Here is a 16,984-nt window from a genome sequence, read left to right as displayed (position 1 = left end):
TTGCTCAGCGGGTCGCTGCCGCGCCGAACGCGGAACCGGCCTTGGGGGCGGCGGCGGGCGTGTCCTGGTACGGGCCGCCCACGGTGAGGTTGTTTCCGCCGGCGGCGTTCGGGCGCGCCTGACGGGGCTCGGCGTCGCCGTACACCGCGCTGACGCGGGCGGCGTGGGTGGGAGCGTCCGGCACGTCCGAGGGACGGTTCTGCGCCAGTTCGCGGCGCAGCACCGGCACGACCTCGCCGCCGAGCAGGTCGAGCTGCTCGAGCACCGTCTTCAGCGGCAGGCCGGCGTGGTCCATCAGGAACAGCTGGCGCTGGTAGTCGCCGTAGTGGTCGCGCATCGCGGCGTAGCGGTCGATGACCTGCTGCGGCGAGCCGACGGTCAGCGGCGTCATCTCGGTGAAGTCCTCCATCGAGGGGCCGTGACCGTACACGGGAGCGTTGTCGAAGTACGGCCGGAAGGCCGTGACGGCATCCTGCGAGTTCTTCGCCATGAACGCCTGGCCGCCGAGGCCGACGACCGCCTGCTCGGGGGTGCCGTGGCCGTAGTGGGCGTAGCGCTGCCGGTACAGGCGGATGAGGCGCTGGTAGTGCTCCTTGGGCCAGAAGATGTTGTTCGCGAAGAAGCCGTCGCCGTAGTAGGCGGCCTGCTCGGCGATCTCGGGCGTGCGGATCGAGCCGTGCCAGACGAACGGCGCGACGCCGTCGAGCGGGCGCGGCGTTGCCGTGAAGCCCTGCAGCGGCGAGCGGAACTTGCCCTCCCAGTCCACGACGTCCTGATCCCACAGCTGGCGCAGCAGCGCGTAGTTCTCGATGGCGAGCGGCAGTCCCTGGCGGATGTCCTGGCCGAACCACGGGTAGACCGGGCCCGTGTTGCCACGACCCATGACGAGGTCGACGCGGCCTCCCGTGAGGTGCTGCAGCATCGCGTAGTCCTCGGCGATCTTCACCGGGTCGTTCGTCGTGATCAGCGTGGTCGCGGTCGACAGGATGAGCCGCTCGGTCTGCGCGCCGATGTACGCGAGCGTGGTGGTGGGCGAGGACGAGAAGAACGGAGGGTTGTGGTGCTCGCCGAGGGCGAAGACGTCGAGCCCGACCTCCTCAGCGTGCGTGGCGATGGTGACGATGTCGCGGATGCGCTCGGCTTCGCTGGGCGTCCGGCCGGTCGTGGGGTCGGTGGTGATGTCGCTCACCGAGAAGATGCCGAACTGCATCCCCGAGGTCCTCGGCTGCGACGTGGTGGTCTCGCTCATGGCTGCTTCTCCGATCCGTCCCGTCGTCCGGCGGGGTTCGTGGTCATCCGTCATTTGTATGCGGCTGAATATACCTCGTGCAACGCGCCGGGACGAGATCTATTCCCATGGTCCTCCTCCCGGCGACGCGCGTTCCTCGGACATAGTGTGGACGGGATGAGCACAGCACCTGCGACCGGTTCGGTTCCCCGTCCGCGTCGGCGCGTCCCGTACTGGGACAACGCCCGTTTCGCGTGCATCGTGCTGGTGGTGCTCGGCCACGCGATCCAGCGGCTCACGTACGACTCCGACATCGCCTATGCGATGTACCTGCTGATCTACGCGTTCCACATGCCGGCGTTCGCGATCATCTCCGGCTACTTCTCCAAGTCCGATCCGCCCTCGCGGCGCCAGATGGCGCGCGTGATCACCGACATCCTCGTGCCCTACGTCATCTTCGAGGCGCTGTGGTGGCTGGCGAAGGGGCTGGTGGAAGGCGATCCGGACCCGAACCTGACCCAGCCGTCCTGGACGCTGTGGTTCCTGCTCGCGCTCGGCATCTTCCGGCTGATCCTGCCCTACCTGGCGCTGCTGCGCTGGCCGCTGCTGTGGACCGTGGTGATCTCGATCGGGGTGGGCTACCTGCCGAACGTGGACAGCACGTTCTCGCTGTCGCGCACGCTCGGCTTCCTTCCCTTCTTCGCCCTCGGCTGGTGGCTGCGCGAGCACGAGGTGGTCGACAGGCTGCGGCTGCTGGAGCGCAAGGCCTGGTGGGCGCGGATCAGCGCCGTGGCCGTGTTCGCGCTCGCCGGATGGACCGCGTGGGCGGGCCTCGACGGCTGGCACGAGATGGACATGCGCAACTGGCTGTTCTACGACCAGGACTACGCGCACTTCCTCGGCACGGACCCGGTCACGGGCGTGCCCTGGTGGGCGGGCGGCGTGCGCCTCGTGCTCATGGGCGTGGCGCTCGTGCTGTGCGCGGCGTTCTTCGTGATCGTGCCGCGCGGCCAGTTCGCCTTCACGCCGTTCGGCACGTACACGATGTACATCTACCTGCTGCACTCGTTCGTGCTGTACCCGTTCCGCGAATCGGGTGCGCTGCGGGATCTGGAGCCGACGTGGCTGTGGCTGCCGCTGGTGATCGTGATGTCGGTCGCGATCACCGTGCTGCTCGGGTCGAAGCCCGTGCGGTGGGTGTTCCGTCCGCTCGTCGAGCCGCGGTCGCGCTGGCTCTTCCGCGATCCCGCCGTGACGCCGCAGTCGGGTCGCGCGATCGACCCGACGGGTGCGCGGCGGCGCCCCGCGAAGGCGGCGGAACGGCCCGGCTCGGACGCCTGAGCGGGGCCCCGGTCACCCGGAGCCCCGCCCTGACGCAGCCGGCCTCAGCCGAGCGCGACCGCGATCTCGTTGGGCGCGGCGCTCAGCTCCGCGGTCGCCACGGTCTCGCCCGTCGTGAGGTCGACCGCGTGCACGGCGTTCGACGCGGGCTCGGTGACGTAGGCGATGTCGCCGTCCACCTTGATCGCGGGATGCGCGTCCTGCCACTCGGCCGGCCCCTCCCACGGCTCGATCACCGGGTAGGCGTCCGTGATGTCACCGGTCTGCGGGTCCAGCACGTGGATGGACCCGTCGGTCGCCAGGATGTACGCGAGGTCGCCGGGGCCGCGCGCCACGTCGCGGAAGGTGTACTTCACGTCGTCAGGCAGCTCCACGACCTCGTAGGTCTCGGCCGCGGTGTCGATCAGCGTCACGGCGCTCAGCAGGTAGCCCTCGGCGTCCGGGTCGTTCTTGTAGTCGCCCACCACGATCGGGCTCGTCTCCGAGACGTACGCGTTGCCCATCCGGCCGTACTCGTCGGGGGCGTCGAGCTTGACGAACGCGCCGTCCTTGAACAGCAGCGCGCCGTCCTCGCACCCGAAGATCACCGCCTCATCCGCCGCGGTGCCCTCGCCGTGGATGCCCGGGCACTCGTCGCTCGATGCGGCCTCGTCCCAGTGCCCGTCGTGCGGGTGGAGCGCGACGGCTCCCGTGCGCGCGGTCTCGTCGCCCACCGTGGTGAGCAGCGTGCCGTCCTCCAGCACGATCGAGACGCCGTGGTGTGCGGCATCCGCCGTGTAGGTCTCGGTCTCCGGCAGCTCCTGCGCCCCCGGCTCCACGGCGTCGGTGTCGACGATCGTGGTGACGCCGGTGCCATCGTCGAACAGCACGGTGCGTCCGTGGTGCACGACCACGTGGCCCGGCGTGGTGGCGTCGAAGATCAGGTCCGTGAGCTCGGGCGCCGCGGTGTCGAGCAGCTGGAAGCCCTGGGACGTGGTGACGGCGACGTGGCGCCCGTCACCGAACGGGTTGAGCCGCGTGAACGCCTCGGTGGTGACCTCGCCGACGACCTCGAGGGTCTCGGGATCGAGCACGGCGATCCCGTTCTCGTAGGCCACAGCGACACGTCCCACCGCGGGCGCCTCCTCCCGCGGTGCACTCGTCTCCGTCGAGCCGGGCGCTGTCGACGGGCTCGCGCACGCCGTCGAGACGAGCGCGGCTCCCGCGAGCGCGGCCGCCGCGGCGATCAGTCGCGTCTGTCGTTTCATCGTTTCCCTTTCCATGGATGACCTCAATCGGTGAGGCCCTGTGCGATGCGCTCCGTGTTGGCGCGCATCATCGTCAAGTAGGTGTCGGCGCCCTCGCCCGCCTCGGTGAGGGATTCCGTGTAGAGCTCGATCACCTCGACGTGCAGTCCCACCTCGCTCGCGAGCGCCTGGACCAGGCGGTCGGGCTGCGACGACTCGGCGAAGATCGCGGGCACGCCGGCGTCCTCGATCGCGGTCGCGAGGTCGCGCAGGTCGGCGGCGCTCGGAGCCGCAAGGGTGGTGCCCCCGGGGATCACCGCACCGATGACCCGGAAGCCGAAGCGGTCGGCGAGATAGCCGAACACGTGGTGGTTCGTCACGAGCGCGCGCCGGCCGTCGTCGATGGCGGCGAACCTCTCGCTCATCTCGGCGTCGAGCCGGCTCAGCTCGGTGCGGTAGCCCTCGGCGTTCTCGCGTATGGCCGACGTATCGATCCCGTCGACCTGCATCAGGGCGTCCTCGAGCCCGTCCAGGACGTCGTGCATCCGCTCCGGGTCCGTCCAGAAGTGCGGGTCCGGTGCACCGCCGGCCTGCTCCTCGCTGTAGGCGAGCACCTCGATCGCATCGCCCGCCACGAACTCGGGCACACCCGCGGCGGTGGCGCGCTCCAGGTGCTGCGCGAGCCCCTCCTCGAGGCCCAGACCGTTGGAGACGATGAGGTCCGCGGCTCCCAGCTGCGCCGCCTCCTGTGCCGAGATCTCGAAGGAGTGCGGATCCGCGTTGGGCCTCATGAGGACGCGCACGTCGGCCTCGGTGCCGACGACGTTGCGCACGACGTCGCCGAGGATGTTCGTCGTCACGACGATGTCGACGCCGGCGTCGCCCTCACCGTCCGCGGCGGCGCAGCCCGCGAGCCCCAGCGCGAGGGCGACGGCTGCGGCGGCGCCCGCCAGGCGGCGGAAACCGGTGGCGTTCATCGCCCCACCTCCGCGAAGAAGTCGGGCTGCGTCGGCGTCTCGAGCGTGCGCGCGATGCGCGCCTCGTCCGCGTAGGCGATCTCGTGCACGACGCCGGTCGCGGGATCGTTGACGTACGCCCGCTGTGCGTCGACCGACAGCGCGACTCCTCGGCCGTCAGCATCGACGAGGGGCTCCGTCGCCGCACGCTCCTGGCCGGTCGCGGCCGCGTACACGCGCACCCGGCCGCTCTCGTCCAGGGCGACGACGTTCCCGTCCGCGTCGTCCGCCGCCACGACGCGCACGAGCGGCGACGATGTGGGGATCAGCCGCCACGCGCCTTCCCGCGCGTCCAGCAGCCAGAAGCCCTCGTCGTCGGCGATCGCCGCGACCGTGGGGCGGCTCTTGCGCGCGTCGAAGGCCGACGCGCGCTCTCCGTCGACGTCCGGCGGGTAGGGGATCCGCTCGAAGACCGGATCGCCGTCCTCCAGAGTCGCGAGCACCGCGCCGTCCTCGCAGCCCACGACGACTCCCGCGCGCGTGGCGATCGATCCGGACGGAGACGTGCACGCGGCGCCACGCTCGAGCGCGGCGTCGGCGGCGCCGCGGAAGGACAGGGTCCCATCGGCGCCGCTCACGAGCGCCCCGTCGCCGAGCGGCGCGATGACGCCGTTCGATGTGCCCGTGTCGAGGCGCAGCGTCTCGACGATGCGTCCGCGGGAGAGCTCCGCGTTGTCGAGCAGCACGGCTTCGCCCGACCCGGCGAAGTACAGCCCCGTGCCGCCGGCGGTTGCCAGCGGACCGGTCGCGACGCTCACCGGCCCCTCCCCTCGCACCTCGCCGACGATCGTCGGCTCTGCCCGGTAGTAGTGGAAGTGGTCGACGTGGTCCCACGTCCAGACGCCGCTGTCGATCACGCTCACGCCGCCGTCGACGGCGACGAACACGTAGCGCCCGTCCGTCGCCACCGACTCCGGCGCGCCGACCGTTCCGATGCGCGACGCGCTGCCGTCGAGGAGGTCCAGGGAGCCCACGGCCCCCTGCGCGTCGATCGAGACGAGCTGCAGGGGCGGCTCGGCCACCTCGGCGGCCCCTGCGATCTCCCCGTGACGCGCGGAGTCGTCGGGGGCAGCGGTGGCATCGGCGGGCGGGCCCTCGCAGGCGCTCGACGCGCATGCGGTGAGGAGGACGAGTGCGAGTGCGCCGGGAAGGATGGCGAGGGGGCGTCGGGGGGTCATCGGTTCCTTTCGAGCGGTCAACGGAGGGCTCCTACGGGCTCGGCGTCATGGGATGCGACGCGGAGCCGACGGCTCGCGTCTCGCAGCAGCGCGGACAGGCCGGCGAGGACGATGGCGCTGCATGCGATGGACGCCCCGGCCGCCGTGCCCGCATGCCACGACACGAGCAGCCCGAAGACGACCGCCAGGCAGCCGAGCGCGGCGGCCAGCAGCATGGTGGACGGGATGCGCGACGTCCACGCCCGTGCCGCGACCGCAGGCCCCAGCAGCAGACCGACGACGAGCAGCGAGCCCACGGCCTGGTACGACGCCACGACGGCGAGCGTGACGAGCCCGGTCAGCACGATCTGCGCGAGCTGAGGTCGCAGACCCAGGGCCTGCGCGATGCGGCGGTCGAACGCGGCCGCGACGAACGAGCGGTGGAAGGCGGCGGCGAGCACGATCGTGACGGCCGCCGCGGCGGCGAGCAGCAGGATGTCGCCGCCGCCGATCGCGAGGATGTCGCCGAAGAGGATGGTCGTGGCGTCCGTGGCGAAGCTGCGCGAGTGCGACACGATGATCACGCCCAGCGACAGCATGCCGACGAACAGCAGCCCGATGCTCGTGTCGTAGGTGAGGCGTCCCCGGCGCTGCAGCGCGCCGATCGCGGCGCTCATCGCGACGGCGCTCGCGGCGGCACCGAGCAGGGCCGGCGCGCCGATGACCGTCGCGACCGCGACGCCGGGAAGCATGCCGTGGCCGATCGCCTCGCCGAGGAAGGCCATCCCCCGGATGATCACCCACGTGCCCACGACGCCGCAGATCACGGCGACCAGCGCGCCGCCCGCCAGGGCACGCAGCACGAAGTCCGCGCCGAAGGGCGCGGCGATCCAGGGAAGGAAGGGGGGCATGGTCCGGGAGTCTATGCATAAATGAGAACGATTATCAATTGCTATAGTTGCCCGGATGCCTTCACCACGTGACGCCCTCCTCGCCCGCTCCGTGTGCTTCGCGTACGGCGGCTACGACGTGCTGCACGACGTCTCCCTGCGCCTGGCGTACGGCGAGGTGACGGCGCTCGCGGGCCCCAACGGGTCGGGCAAGTCGACGCTCGTCGAGCTGCTCGCGGGCGTGCGCGCGCCGCGCGCCGGCCGCATCGTCCGGACCGCCGACGTGGCGCTCGTCGTCCAGCGCCCCGATGCACCGGACACGCTTCCGCTGACCGTCGCCGACGCGGTCGCGATGGGAACGTGGCGTCGCTCGCCGGGACGGCGGACGGGCGCCACCCGGCGGGCTGCGATCGCCGACGCCATCGCGCGGGTGGGGCTGGCGGGACTCGAGCGGCGACCCTTCGCCGACCTCTCGGGCGGTCAGCGGCAGCGGGCCCTGATCGCACAGGCGATCGCGTCCCGCCCGAGCATCCTCCTGCTGGACGAGCCGGCCGCCGGGCTCGACGCGCACAGCCGCCACCTGGCGCGGGCGATCCTCGCCGAGGAGGCCCGCCGGGGAGCGGCCGTCGCATGCGTCACGCACGACGACGAGGCCATCTCCGCCGCCGACCGCGTCGTCCGGCTGAACGAGGGCCGGATCGCGGCGCCCGTGCGCGATACGGCGGAGCGCGCGTAACAAACCGCACCGGGCGGCCGAACTGTGACGTCACACGTTCGCGGGTGAGGAGTCGGATACGTACGGTCGCTTGCATGACCGATCTGAACCTGCCGATCCTGGACCTCTCCCAGCTCGACGAGGGCCCCGAGACTGCGGCCCGTTTCCGCGACGACCTCGCTGCCGCGACGCGCGATGTCGGCTTCTTCTACCTCGTGGGAACGGGCGTCTCGCCCGAGCTCGAGGAGCGCGTCCACCGCGTCTCGCGGGCGTTCTTCGACCTTCCCGAAGAGGACAAGCTCGCGATCGAGAACATCACGAGCCCCCACTTCCGCGGCTACACGCGGGTCGGCGGCGAGCGCACGCAGGGCAAGGTCGACTGGCGCGAGCAGATCGACATCGGCCCGGAGCGGGAGACCGTGACGGACCCCGAGGCGGCCGACTTCTTCCGCCTGCAGGGCCCGAACCTCTGGCCTGACGCGCTGCCCGAGCTGCGCGAGGTCGTCACCGAGTGGCACGACAAGCTCACGGAGATCTCGCGCAAGCTGCTGCGGGCATGGGCGCTCGCGCTGCACGCCGAGGAGGACTACTTCGACAAGCACTTCGGCGAGCCCGCCACGCTCATCAAGATCGTGCGCTACCCCGGGGTGCACACCGAGGAGCCGCAGCAGGGCGTCGGCATCCACAAGGACTCGGGTGTGCTCACGCTGCTGTGGGTGCAGCCCGAGCGCGGCGGGCTGCAGGTCGAGCGCGACGGCCAGTGGGTCGACGCCCCGCCGGTGCCAGGATCCTTCGTGGTCAACATCGGCGAGATGCTCGAGTACGCCACGCAGGGGTACCTGCGCGCGACGAACCACCGGGTGTTCTCGCCGCGCGCCCCGCGGGACCGGATCTCGATCCCGTTCTTCTTCAATCCCGCGCTCGACGCGCGCCTGCCGATCCTCGAGCTGCCGGCCGATCTGGCCGCGCAGGCCCGCGGCGTCGAGCAGGATCCGTCGAACCCCATCCACTCGCTGTACGGCGAGAACGCCCTCAAGTCGCGCCTGCGCGCGCACCCGGATGTGGCCGAGCGCTGGCACGCCGACCTGCTCACCGCGCGCGTCTGACAAGGGCTAGCGCCGCCGCGCGCCCGGCACAAGGGGGATGAGCGCGGCAAGGCACCTGCCTAGCGTGAGGCCATGCCGGACATCGCGGTCTTCGCCCCCTCCCCCACGCTGACGGTCACCGTCGAGGACCATGGCATGGACGGCGACGGGGGCACCCCGGAGATCCACGTCCATGCCGGCGGTCAGGGCGTGTGGCAGGCCCGCATGCTGCGACGCCTGGGCGTCAGCGTGACCCTCTGCTGCACCCTCACGGGAGAGCTCGGCCGCATCGTGCGCGTGCTGCTCGAGGACGAGGGCTTCCGCGTCGTCGGCATCGAGCGCGAGGGCAACGGCGCCGCCTACGTGCACGACCGGCGCGACGGCGAACGCGAGGCCGTGGCGGAGACGCAGGGACTTCCGCTCGGCCGCCACGATCTCGACGAGCTGTACGGTGCGATGCTGCGCGAGGGCATCGACGCGGGCCTGGCGATCCTGAGCGGCCCGGACGGCGACAGCGTGCTGCCCGCCGACACCTACCGGCGACTCGCGGCCGATCTCCGCACGAACGGCGTGCGCGTCGTCGCGGACCTCGCCGGAGACCGGATGACCGCGGCGCTCGAGGGCGGCGTGGATGTCCTGAAGGTCAGCGACGAGGAGCTCGTCGCCGACGGGCTGCTGCCGGAGGGTGAGGACGACACCGGGGCCGTGCTGCGCGCGATCGCGGAACTGCGATCGCGCGGCGCCGACACGGTGATCGTGACCCGCGGAGGCGGCACGTTCGTCGTGCGCGAGGGCGACACGGTGCTCGAGGTCACTCCCCCGCAGCTGGAGATCGCGGACCACCGGGGCGCGGGCGACTCGCTCACGGCCGGCGTGTGCGCGGGGCTCGCGACGGGGCAGTCGCTGCGTGATGCGGTCGTCACGGGCGCCGCGGCCGGGGCCCTGAACGTCACGCGGCACGGGCTCGGAACGGGCGACATGGAGACGATCGACCGGCTGCGCGGCGCGGTGGACGTGCAGGAGCGCGGCCCGGATCCGGACGAGAGCCGCGGCAGGATCAGCCCCGACGGTCTCGCGGCGCTCGCCGAGAGCGACGAGGATCCGCAGCACCAGCGACGGACGGAGGAGGACGCATGACGCGCGTGCTCGTCACCAACGACGACGGCATCGATGCCTCCGGCCTGCACGCGCTCGCTCGCGAGGCCGAACGGCAGGGCCTCGACGTCACGATCGCTGCACCGGAACGCCAGTCGAGCGGTGCCAGCGCCTCCATCGTGGCGGGCGAGGAGGAGGGGCGCATCGCCATCCAGACGCGCACGCTGGAAGGACTCGAGCAGCTGCCAGCGTACGCCGTGCGCGGAGGGCCGGGCCTGATCGCGCTGATCGCCGCGCACGGCGCCTTCGGCGACCCGTTCGACGTCGTGCTCTCGGGCGTCAACCACGGCGCGAACGTGGGGCGCGCGATCCTCCATTCGGGCACCGTGGGCGCGGCGCTGACCGGCGGGCTGAACGGCGCGTGGGCCCTCGCGGTGTCGCTCGACGTCGGCATGCGCCCCGAGGCGTTCGAGTGGGATGCCGCGGCCGCCACGGCCCTCGGAACCCTGCCGTTCCTGCTGTCACTGGAACGCGGATCCGTCCTGAACCTCAACGTCCCGAATACGCCTCAGCACCGCGGCGTGCGCGAGGCTCCGCTGGCCCCGTTCGGCATCGTCCAGACCACGCTGAGCGAGCGCGACGAGAAGCACATCCGGCTCGCGGTCGAGGATCTGCCCAACGTGCCGGAGCCGGGCACGGACGCCGCCCTGCTCGCGGAGGGCTTCGCCACGCTCACGGGCATCGAGCCGGTCTCGCACCGACCCGTGGGCTACCGCGGCTGAGAGCCGATCCCCGACCGGCCGGCGAAACGCCGAAGGCCCGCCCCACACCTGGGACGGGCCTTCGAGAAGACGATTGAACGCTGGTGCGCTGCTGCCTTATCGACGCAGACCGAGACGCTCGATGAGCGAGCGGTAGCGGTTGATGTCGATGTCCTGCAGGTAACCCAGCAGGCGGCGGCGCTGACCGACGAGCAGGAACAGGCCACGACGCGAGTGGTGGTCGTGCTTGTGCTCCTTGAGGTGCTCGGTGAGGTCCTTGATGCGACGCGTCAGCATCGCGACCTGCACCTCGGGGGAACCGGTGTCACCGGGGTGCGTCGCGTACTCTTCGATGATCGCCTTCTTGACGTCTGCTTCCAGTGCCATAGAACCGATCCCCTTTCTCCTCATTGCGCGGCGCCCGTCACCTGATGTGCGAGCTCTCTTTCTCCGCGGCCGATCGAACGGCAACCACAAGAGTCTACCAGCGATGGGACACGTCCCGCACCGCGCGACGTCCGCCGCATCCTGCACCGATTAGCCTCGATCCGTGCACCACGAGATCCGAGCCCGCGCGTGAGCGCGCGCAGCCACTTCGTCGACATCCGTCCCCTGACCGAGAGTCCCGCGTTCGCCAGGCTCTGGGTCGGCACGCTGCTCGGCGGGCTCGGAAGCCAGCTGACGCTCACCGCGGTCATGCTGCACATGTACGCCCTCACGGGATCGACGTTCGCGGTGTCGATGATCGCGGTCGCCGGTCTGGTGCCCATGATCATCGCGGGGCTGTACGGCGGCATGCTCGCCGACCACTTCGATCGCCGGACGGTCGCGCTCACGGCCGCGACGATCGGCTGGACCTCGACGCTCCTCCTCGCCGTGCTCGCCTGGACAGGTCACATCGACGAGTGGTGGCTGTACGTGCTGTCGATCGTGAACTCCGCCGCGAGCACGGTCGCCGGAGCGACCAAGGCGGCGATGACGCCCAAGCTCGTCGGCACGCACCTCATCGCATCGGCGGCGGCGCTGACGGGCATCACCTCGGGCGTCATGGTGCTCGTCGGCCCGGCGGTCGGCGGCGTGCTCGTCGCGCTGTTCAGCTACCCGATCACCTACACGATCGACGCCGTGCTGACGCTGTCGCTGTTCCTCGGCCTCGCGACGCTCCCCCGTCTGCGGCCGGAGGGGCAGACCGACCGCCCGGGCCTGCGCTCGGTGCTCGACGGCCTGGCGTTCCTCAAGGTGGCGCCGAACATCCGGATGCAGTTCATCCTGGACGTCGTCGCGATGACCTTCGGGCACCCCATCGCCCTGTTCCCCGCGATCGGCGTGGTGCTGCTGGGCGGCGGAGAGGTCACGTCGGGCCTGCTGATGGCGGCGATCGCCGCCGGCGTGCTCGTGTCCAGTCTGTTCTCGGGGCGCATCGGCACCGTGCGGCGTCAGGGGATCGGGATCGCGCGCGCGATCCAGGCGTTCGGTCTCGCGACGGGTCTGTTCGGCCTCGTGCTGCTGGCAGCCGCGCTGGGTCTCTCGGGCGCCGGGCCCGTCGATGCGAACCACCCGGACGTCCTGCTGATCGCGCTCGCGTGCGTGTGCCTGGCGCTCACCGGCGCGGCTGACAACATCAGCTCGATCTTCCGCCAGACGATGCTGCAGGCGGCCGTGCCCGACGCGGTGCGCGGGCGACTGCAGGGGATCTTCATGGTCGTCGTGGCCGGCGGGCCGCGGATCGGCGCGCTCTACACGGGAACGCTGTCGGCCGTCGCCCTGTGGTTCCCGCCGCTCACCGGCGGAATCGCGATCATCGTGATCGTCGCGGTGATCCTGCGCTTCGCGACGCGGTTCCGCGAGTACGACGCCGAGAACCCGACGCCCTGAGCGACCGCGCGGTCGGGCTCCGGCACTCCGTTCCGCGCTTCACGCGCGCAGCGCGAGCGCTTCGCTCATCCACCTTGTGTGCAGACGCCAGGGATCTTCGACGCCCGCGGACAGCGCGACGGTGTGCGCGCGGAGCCGATCGCTGAGACGGAACCACTCGGTACGCGCGAACCGCTCATCGGCGAACTGCTCGTGTCGACGGCGCTCGACGACCCTGTCCCCGCGCTCGAACGCGAGCAGCTCGTCGTGCACCACCGCCGCGAGGCGGCGCCGCGGCTGCGCCGAGGTACCGATCTTCACCCGATCGCCGTAGCGCACGTAGTACACGACGTCGATCCGCGGCGGCGGGAGCTCGGCGTCGACGACGTCTCCCTGCCGCCATTCGCACACCGCGCAGAGCCAGCCGCTGGGCCAGCGCACACCCAGCCGGGCCCCGCAGAACACGCAGGGCGACGGGAGCAGGTCCGTCCGGCCTACCGCCCCCTCGCGCCACTCGGCGACCTCGAGCAGGTGACCGGCGCACAGCGGCGCCGGTGCGGACGGCTCCGGCGGCCGCGCACATCCGGCGGTCGCGCATTCCAGGCACGGTGATTCGGTCACGCGGAGACCGTACGGCAGGTCACGGACAGCGCCGCGCTGACGGGCTCCCGCACCACGGCGGAGCGTGCGGGGGTTCACTCGGCATATCAGTACCCTGGACAACCGGGAGAGGGAGGGCTCATGGTCGTGCAGACAACGGTGCGCCGTGAGACGACGAGGCGCGAGAATCACCGGCGGCGGCGATCGAGCAGCCGCCGGCAGGGCGTCGTCCGTCTGATCGTCGTTCTCGCAGCGATCGCCGGGATCAACTACGTCGCCTGGCGCTGGCTCTTCTCCGTCAACTGGGACGCGTGGTGGATCGCGGTTCCGCTCGTCCTCGCCGAGACCTACAGCCTGATCGACTCGCTTCTGTTCGGGCTCGGAGCGTGGCGTCTGCGCGAGCGTCACGACGCGCCTCCTCTGCGGCACGACGTCACCGTCGACGTCCTGGTGACGACGTACAACGAGCCGCTCGACCTCGTCATGAAGACCGCACGGGCGGCGCAGGCCATCACCTATCCCCACGAGACGTGGATCCTCGATGACGGCGACCGGCCCGAACTGCGCGCTCTGGCCGAAGCGGAGGGAATCGGCGTGATCAGCCGCTCCGACGCGTGGCGCGATCGGCCGCGTCACGCGAAGGCCGGCAACCTCAACAACGCCCTCATGGTGACCGAGGGCGAGTTCCTGCTGATCCTCGACGCGGACCAGGTTCCCGATCCCCGCATCCTCGACCGCACACTGGGCTGGTTCGAGGACGAGAAGGTCGCGCTCGTCCAGACGCCGCAGTGGTTCGTGAACGTGCCGCCGTCCGACCCCCTGGGCAGCCAGGCACCCCTGTTCTACGGTCCGATCCAGCAGTCGAAGGACGGCTGGAACGCCGCGTTCTTCTGCGGGTCGAACGCCATCCTGCGGCGGGAGGCGCTGATGCAGCTCGGCGTCTCGCGTTACGTCGGCGAGGTCACGGTCGCCGTGAACAGGGCCGTGCGCTCCTCGCGACGGATCCTTGCGCGGGCGCGGCGGGACTACCGTCACGATCCCCGTATCCTCTCCGCGCTCGACGAGGTGTCGGCGGCGTTGGACGACGTCAAGGCGGAGCTCGCGCACGGCGAGGGCCTCTCGGACATCACCTTCCGCTTCCAGCGGCGCATCGACGCGGTGCGCGCGATGATGGCCGGCCAGGACATCCAGAGCGTGCGAGCCGAGCTGGCAGAGCTCGCGGAGCTCACGCTCGACGCCGCGACGCTCGCCGCCATCGACGACATCACGCTGGAGAGCCTGCACGACCGGAGCCTCTCTCCCCTGGCCGCCGTGGAGTCCATCAGCATGCTCGTCGACGCGTTCGAGGTGGGCCGCGAGGGCGAGGCGCAGGCGATCATGCCGCTGGCGACGATCTCGGTGACGGAGGACATGGCCACGTCGATGCGCCTGCACGGGCTCGGCTGGCGATCGGTCTACCACGACGAGGTGCTCGCGAAGGGCCTCGCCCCCGACGACCTGCCGACGATGCTCACCCAGCGGCTGCGCTGGGCGCAGGGGACGATGCAGGTCATGTTCCGCGAGAATCCGCTCGTGCAGCCGGGTCTGAGCCTCGGTCAGCGCCTCATGTACTTCTCCACGATGTGGAGCTACCTGTCGGGCTTCGCCGCGATCGTGTATGTCGCTGCGCCCGTGCTGAACCTGTCGTTCGGGACCATGCCGGTGATCGCGTTCAGCTTCGACTTCTTCATCCGATTCATCCCGTTCTTCGTGCTCAACCAGCTGCTGTTCCTGGTGGTGGCGAACGGCAGGCCCACCTGGCGAGGCGCCCAGTACTCGCTCGCGCTGTTCCCCGTGTGGATCCGGTCGGTCACCAGCGCGTTCGACAACGTCTATCGCGGCCGGACTCTCGCCTTCTCCGTCACCCCTAAGACGCGCACGCTCGAGGACCGCCCGCGCTGGGATCTCGTGCGCCCTCAGCTGTTCGTCATGGCCGCGATGATCCTGTCTCTGATCGTGGTCGCCATCCGCTACGCCGCCGGACAGGCGGAGGGCATCGCGCCGCTCGTGAACATCGCCTGGGTGCTGTACGACCTCGCGGTGTTCAGCATCATCATCCGCGCCGTGCTCTACGCCGCGTCGCCGCATCCGGAGTTGAAGGAGAACTGACATGCTCGAGCTCGATGTCGAGACCCGCGACGGCGCCCGCATCGTCGTCGCTCGGGGACGTCTGTCGATGGTGTCGGCGCGCACGTTCCGAGAGCAGGTGGCGGAGACGATCTCGGGCGCGCCCGGCGCCCTGGTCGTGCTGGACCTTTCGCAGACCGAGTTCATCGACTCCTCCGGCCTCGGCGCGATCGTCGCCTGCCTGAAGACGGCGCGTCAAGCGGGCGGCGACCTGCGGCTCGCCGCGCCCTCGAAGCAGGTGACGATGGTTCTCGGCCTCACGAACCTCGATCGAGTGATCCGCCCCCGCGCCACCGTCGACGAGGCGCTGCGTGACTGAGGCCGCCGCCCCGCGCGGCGGCCTCGGGCGTCCGGCGGCCCGGGTGCCGACGACCGCGCGACGAGGGATGCGGCGGGCCGCCGCCGTCATCGGTCACGGCGTCCTGCCGGGCTTCTGACTCGCGCCACGTCGTGCGCGCACCCGTGCGACCGGGATCCGGGCGCGCCGCACATGCGGATGCCGTAGCACGGTCAGACGCCGTCGCCCGCCTACGTGGCCCAGACGCACGAACGCCCCGGGTCGCCGCTGCGCGGCCACTCGGGGCGATCGGAGCGCCCGTCCGTCGAGACGACGGCGGGCGGGGCTGTCAGGCCTGCAGGGCGCCCTGCAGGTCGAGCGTGATGGTGACGTCCTTGCCGACGAGCACGCCGCCGGTCTCGAGCGCCGCGTTCCAGGTCAGCCCGAAGTCCTCGCGGTCGATCTTCGCCGTGCCGGTCGCGCCCGCCTTGTAGTTGCCCCACGGGTCGACGCCGAAGCCGCCGAACTCGATCTCGAACGTGACGGGCTTGGTGATGCCGCGGATCGTGAGGTCGCCGTCGACGAAGAAGTCGCCGTCCTCCGCGCGGACGCCGGTCGAGACGAACTCGATGGTCGGGTTGCTCTCGGCGTCGAAGAAGTCCGCCGAGCGGAGGTGCTGGTCGCGACCCTCGTCCTTCGTGTTGATCGATGCGACATCGGCCTTGGCCGTCACCTTCGCCTCGAGGGGGTTCTCGGGGGCGATGATCGTGCCCTCGATCACGTGGAAGACGCCCTTCACCTTGGAGATCATCATGTGGCGGACGCTGAAGCCCACCTCGCTGTGCGACGGGTCGATCGCGTAGGTGCCGGGGCGGTAGCCGGGGATCTCGATGCTCATTGCTCTCCTTGAGGTCGTGCCGCCGCGCGGCGGTCCTTCTAGAGAATACGCATGCGCGCGAATATATTCCCGCGCATACGCCGCGCATCCGGAAACGACGAAGCGCCCTCCCGCGGGAAGGCGCTTCGGTCGCTTCGGGACGTCAGGCGACGTCGATCAGGTCGATGATGAAGATCAGGCTCTTGCCGCTCAGGAAGTGGCCGGCGCCGGCGGGGCCGTACGCCAGGTGCGGAGGGATGACCAGCTCGCGACGTCCGCCGACCTTCATGCCGGGGATGCCGTCCTGCCAGCCCTGGATCAGGCCGCGCAGCGGGAACTGGATGCTCTCGCCGCGATTCCACGACGAATCGAACTCCTCGCCGGTGTCGTACTCGACGCCCGCGTAGTGGACGGTGACGGTGTCGCCGGGCTTGGCCTCGGCGCCGTCGCCCTCGATGATGTCGCGGATGACGAGCTCCTCGGGCGCGGGGCCCTGCGGTGCGTCGAACTCGGGCTTGGTGCGATCTGCGCTCATGCGATCCATCGAACCACGATCGCGCCGCCGGCGGGCATGAGGTCGCGCTGATTACGCCGAGAGCGAGATGCACCCCCCGGACAGCACTCAGCGCCCGGGCTGCGGCGATGCCTGCGAGACTTCCGGGCGCTGAGTTGGCGTAGGAAAAGGATGCGCCGAGG

Annotated in this window: 18 protein-coding genes; 9 read left to right on the top strand and 9 right to left on the bottom strand. The window is 70.9% G+C overall.

Going from position 1 to position 16,984, the window contains the following annotated elements:
* Positions 1-4: 4 nt before the first annotated feature.
* Positions 5-1,210: an LLM class flavin-dependent oxidoreductase gene (locus RIF89_RS01585; protein ID WP_375294416.1), complete on the bottom strand. Its 1,206-nt coding sequence runs from the start codon at positions 1,208-1,210 to the stop codon at positions 5-7.
* Between the two features lie 195 nt (positions 1,211-1,405).
* Between RIF89_RS01585 and RIF89_RS01580 the strand changes: the two genes are divergently transcribed.
* Positions 1,406-2,569, top strand: coding sequence for an acyltransferase family protein (locus RIF89_RS01580; protein ID WP_309067410.1), 1,164 nt, complete (start codon positions 1,406-1,408; stop codon positions 2,567-2,569).
* Positions 2,570-2,613: 44 nt separating this feature from the next.
* Here RIF89_RS01580 and aztD read toward each other — a convergent pair whose 3' ends face one another.
* Genes aztD through aztB form a run of 4 tightly spaced genes read right to left on the bottom strand, consistent with a single transcriptional unit; the run spans position 2,614 to position 6,879 of the window.
* Positions 2,614-3,816, bottom strand: a complete 1,203-nt coding sequence (gene aztD, locus RIF89_RS01575) for a zinc metallochaperone AztD (RefSeq protein WP_309067409.1) — start codon at positions 3,814-3,816, stop codon at positions 2,614-2,616.
* 23 nt (positions 3,817-3,839) lie between these two features.
* A complete protein-coding gene (gene aztC / locus RIF89_RS01570) occupies positions 3,840-4,772 on the bottom strand; it encodes a zinc ABC transporter substrate-binding protein AztC (protein ID WP_309067408.1) in 933 nt (310 codons plus the stop codon).
* A complete protein-coding gene (locus RIF89_RS01565) occupies positions 4,769-5,989 on the bottom strand; it encodes an ABC transporter (protein ID WP_309067407.1) in 1,221 nt (406 codons plus the stop codon). Before RIF89_RS01565 ends, aztC begins: the two co-directional genes overlap by 4 nt.
* A gap of 17 nt (positions 5,990-6,006) precedes the next feature.
* Positions 6,007-6,879, bottom strand: a complete 873-nt coding sequence (gene aztB, locus RIF89_RS01560; RefSeq protein WP_309067406.1) for a zinc ABC transporter permease AztB — start codon at positions 6,877-6,879, stop codon at positions 6,007-6,009.
* Positions 6,880-6,934: 55 nt separating this feature from the next.
* On the opposite strand from aztB, the gene aztA reads away from it, so the two are divergent.
* The 4 genes from aztA to surE all read left to right on the top strand — a co-directional run bounded on the left by aztA (position 6,935) and on the right by surE (position 10,535).
* Positions 6,935-7,594, top strand: coding sequence for a zinc ABC transporter ATP-binding protein AztA (gene aztA / locus RIF89_RS01555; protein ID WP_309067405.1), 660 nt, complete (start codon positions 6,935-6,937; stop codon positions 7,592-7,594).
* Positions 7,595-7,668: 74 nt separating this feature from the next.
* Positions 7,669-8,679, top strand: a complete 1,011-nt coding sequence (locus RIF89_RS01550; RefSeq protein WP_309067404.1) for a 2-oxoglutarate and iron-dependent oxygenase domain-containing protein — start codon at positions 7,669-7,671, stop codon at positions 8,677-8,679.
* A 72-nt stretch (positions 8,680-8,751) separates the two neighbouring features.
* On the top strand, positions 8,752-9,795 hold the full coding sequence (locus tag RIF89_RS01545; protein ID WP_309067403.1) for a PfkB family carbohydrate kinase: 1,044 nt from the start codon (positions 8,752-8,754) through the stop codon (positions 9,793-9,795).
* On the top strand, positions 9,792-10,535 hold the full coding sequence (gene surE, locus RIF89_RS01540; RefSeq protein ID WP_309067402.1) for a 5'/3'-nucleotidase SurE: 744 nt from the start codon (positions 9,792-9,794) through the stop codon (positions 10,533-10,535). Before RIF89_RS01545 ends, surE begins: the two co-directional genes overlap by 4 nt.
* 96 nt (positions 10,536-10,631) lie before the next feature.
* On the opposite strand, the gene rpsO is transcribed toward surE, so the two are convergent.
* The gene (rpsO, locus tag RIF89_RS01535) at positions 10,632-10,901 is read right to left on the bottom strand and encodes a 30S ribosomal protein S15 (protein ID WP_309067401.1); all 270 of its coding nucleotides are present in this window, start codon (positions 10,899-10,901) and stop codon (positions 10,632-10,634) included.
* Between the two features lie 189 nt (positions 10,902-11,090).
* Between rpsO and RIF89_RS01530 the strand changes: the two genes are divergently transcribed.
* On the top strand, positions 11,091-12,389 hold the full coding sequence (locus RIF89_RS01530; RefSeq protein WP_309067400.1) for an MFS transporter: 1,299 nt from the start codon (positions 11,091-11,093) through the stop codon (positions 12,387-12,389).
* A gap of 39 nt (positions 12,390-12,428) precedes the next feature.
* Here RIF89_RS01530 and RIF89_RS01525 read toward each other — a convergent pair whose 3' ends face one another.
* Positions 12,429-12,989, bottom strand: coding sequence for a GIY-YIG nuclease family protein (locus RIF89_RS01525; RefSeq protein WP_375294415.1), 561 nt, complete (start codon positions 12,987-12,989; stop codon positions 12,429-12,431).
* A gap of 120 nt (positions 12,990-13,109) precedes the next feature.
* On the opposite strand from RIF89_RS01525, the gene RIF89_RS01520 reads away from it, so the two are divergent.
* The 3 genes from RIF89_RS01520 to RIF89_RS01510 are packed head-to-tail and all read left to right on the top strand — an operon-like array spanning position 13,110 to position 15,571.
* Positions 13,110-15,116, top strand: a complete 2,007-nt coding sequence (locus RIF89_RS01520) for a glycosyltransferase family 2 protein (protein WP_309067399.1) — start codon at positions 13,110-13,112, stop codon at positions 15,114-15,116.
* A gap of 1 nt (position 15,117) precedes the next feature.
* The gene (locus tag RIF89_RS01515; protein ID WP_309067398.1) at positions 15,118-15,453 is read left to right on the top strand and encodes an STAS domain-containing protein; all 336 of its coding nucleotides are present in this window, start codon (positions 15,118-15,120) and stop codon (positions 15,451-15,453) included.
* Complete coding sequence (locus RIF89_RS01510; protein WP_309067397.1) at positions 15,446-15,571, top strand: hypothetical protein; 126 nt, start codon at positions 15,446-15,448, stop codon at positions 15,569-15,571. Before RIF89_RS01515 ends, RIF89_RS01510 begins: the two co-directional genes overlap by 8 nt.
* A gap of 189 nt (positions 15,572-15,760) precedes the next feature.
* On the opposite strand, the gene RIF89_RS01505 is transcribed toward RIF89_RS01510, so the two are convergent.
* Both RIF89_RS01505 and RIF89_RS01500 read right to left on the bottom strand, forming a co-directional pair.
* Positions 15,761-16,309 carry a YceI family protein gene (locus tag RIF89_RS01505; protein ID WP_309067396.1) on the bottom strand — a complete coding sequence of 183 codons (549 nt, stop codon included), beginning with the start codon at positions 16,307-16,309 and terminating at the stop codon, positions 15,761-15,763.
* Positions 16,310-16,451: 142 nt separating this feature from the next.
* Positions 16,452-16,823 (bottom strand): FKBP-type peptidyl-prolyl cis-trans isomerase, encoded by a 372-nt coding sequence (locus RIF89_RS01500; RefSeq protein WP_203135758.1) that lies wholly within the window; start codon positions 16,821-16,823, stop codon positions 16,452-16,454.
* Between the last annotated feature and the right edge of the window lie 161 nt (positions 16,824-16,984).

Source organism: Microbacterium sp., assembly GCF_031178525.1.
Taxonomy (GTDB): domain Bacteria; phylum Actinomycetota; class Actinomycetes; order Actinomycetales; family Microbacteriaceae; genus Microbacterium.
This window is presented reverse-complemented; position numbering and strand designations above follow the sequence as displayed.

Coding starts and splice junctions, on each gene's coding strand:
- RIF89_RS01585 (WP_375294416.1), bottom strand. CDS start 1,210: ATGCAGTTCGGCATCTTCTCGGTGAGCGACATCACCACCGACCCCACG.
- RIF89_RS01580 (WP_309067410.1), top strand. CDS start 1,406: ATGAGCACAGCACCTGCGACCGGTTCGGTTCCCCGTCCGCGTCGGCGC.
- aztD (WP_309067409.1), bottom strand. CDS start 3,816: ATGAAACGACAGACGCGACTGATCGCCGCGGCGGCCGCGCTCGCGGGA.
- aztC (WP_309067408.1), bottom strand. CDS start 4,772: ATGAACGCCACCGGTTTCCGCCGCCTGGCGGGCGCCGCCGCAGCCGTC.
- RIF89_RS01565 (WP_309067407.1), bottom strand. CDS start 5,989: ATGACCCCCCGACGCCCCCTCGCCATCCTTCCCGGCGCACTCGCACTC.
- aztB (WP_309067406.1), bottom strand. CDS start 6,879: ATGCCCCCCTTCCTTCCCTGGATCGCCGCGCCCTTCGGCGCGGACTTC.
- aztA (WP_309067405.1), top strand. CDS start 6,935: ATGCCTTCACCACGTGACGCCCTCCTCGCCCGCTCCGTGTGCTTCGCG.
- RIF89_RS01550 (WP_309067404.1), top strand. CDS start 7,669: ATGACCGATCTGAACCTGCCGATCCTGGACCTCTCCCAGCTCGACGAG.
- RIF89_RS01545 (WP_309067403.1), top strand. CDS start 8,752: ATGCCGGACATCGCGGTCTTCGCCCCCTCCCCCACGCTGACGGTCACC.
- surE (WP_309067402.1), top strand. CDS start 9,792: ATGACGCGCGTGCTCGTCACCAACGACGACGGCATCGATGCCTCCGGC.
- rpsO (WP_309067401.1), bottom strand. CDS start 10,901: ATGGCACTGGAAGCAGACGTCAAGAAGGCGATCATCGAAGAGTACGCG.
- RIF89_RS01520 (WP_309067399.1), top strand. CDS start 13,110: ATGGTCGTGCAGACAACGGTGCGCCGTGAGACGACGAGGCGCGAGAAT.
- RIF89_RS01515 (WP_309067398.1), top strand. CDS start 15,118: ATGCTCGAGCTCGATGTCGAGACCCGCGACGGCGCCCGCATCGTCGTC.
- RIF89_RS01505 (WP_309067396.1), bottom strand. CDS start 16,309: ATGAGCATCGAGATCCCCGGCTACCGCCCCGGCACCTACGCGATCGAC.
- RIF89_RS01500 (WP_203135758.1), bottom strand. CDS start 16,823: ATGAGCGCAGATCGCACCAAGCCCGAGTTCGACGCACCGCAGGGCCCC.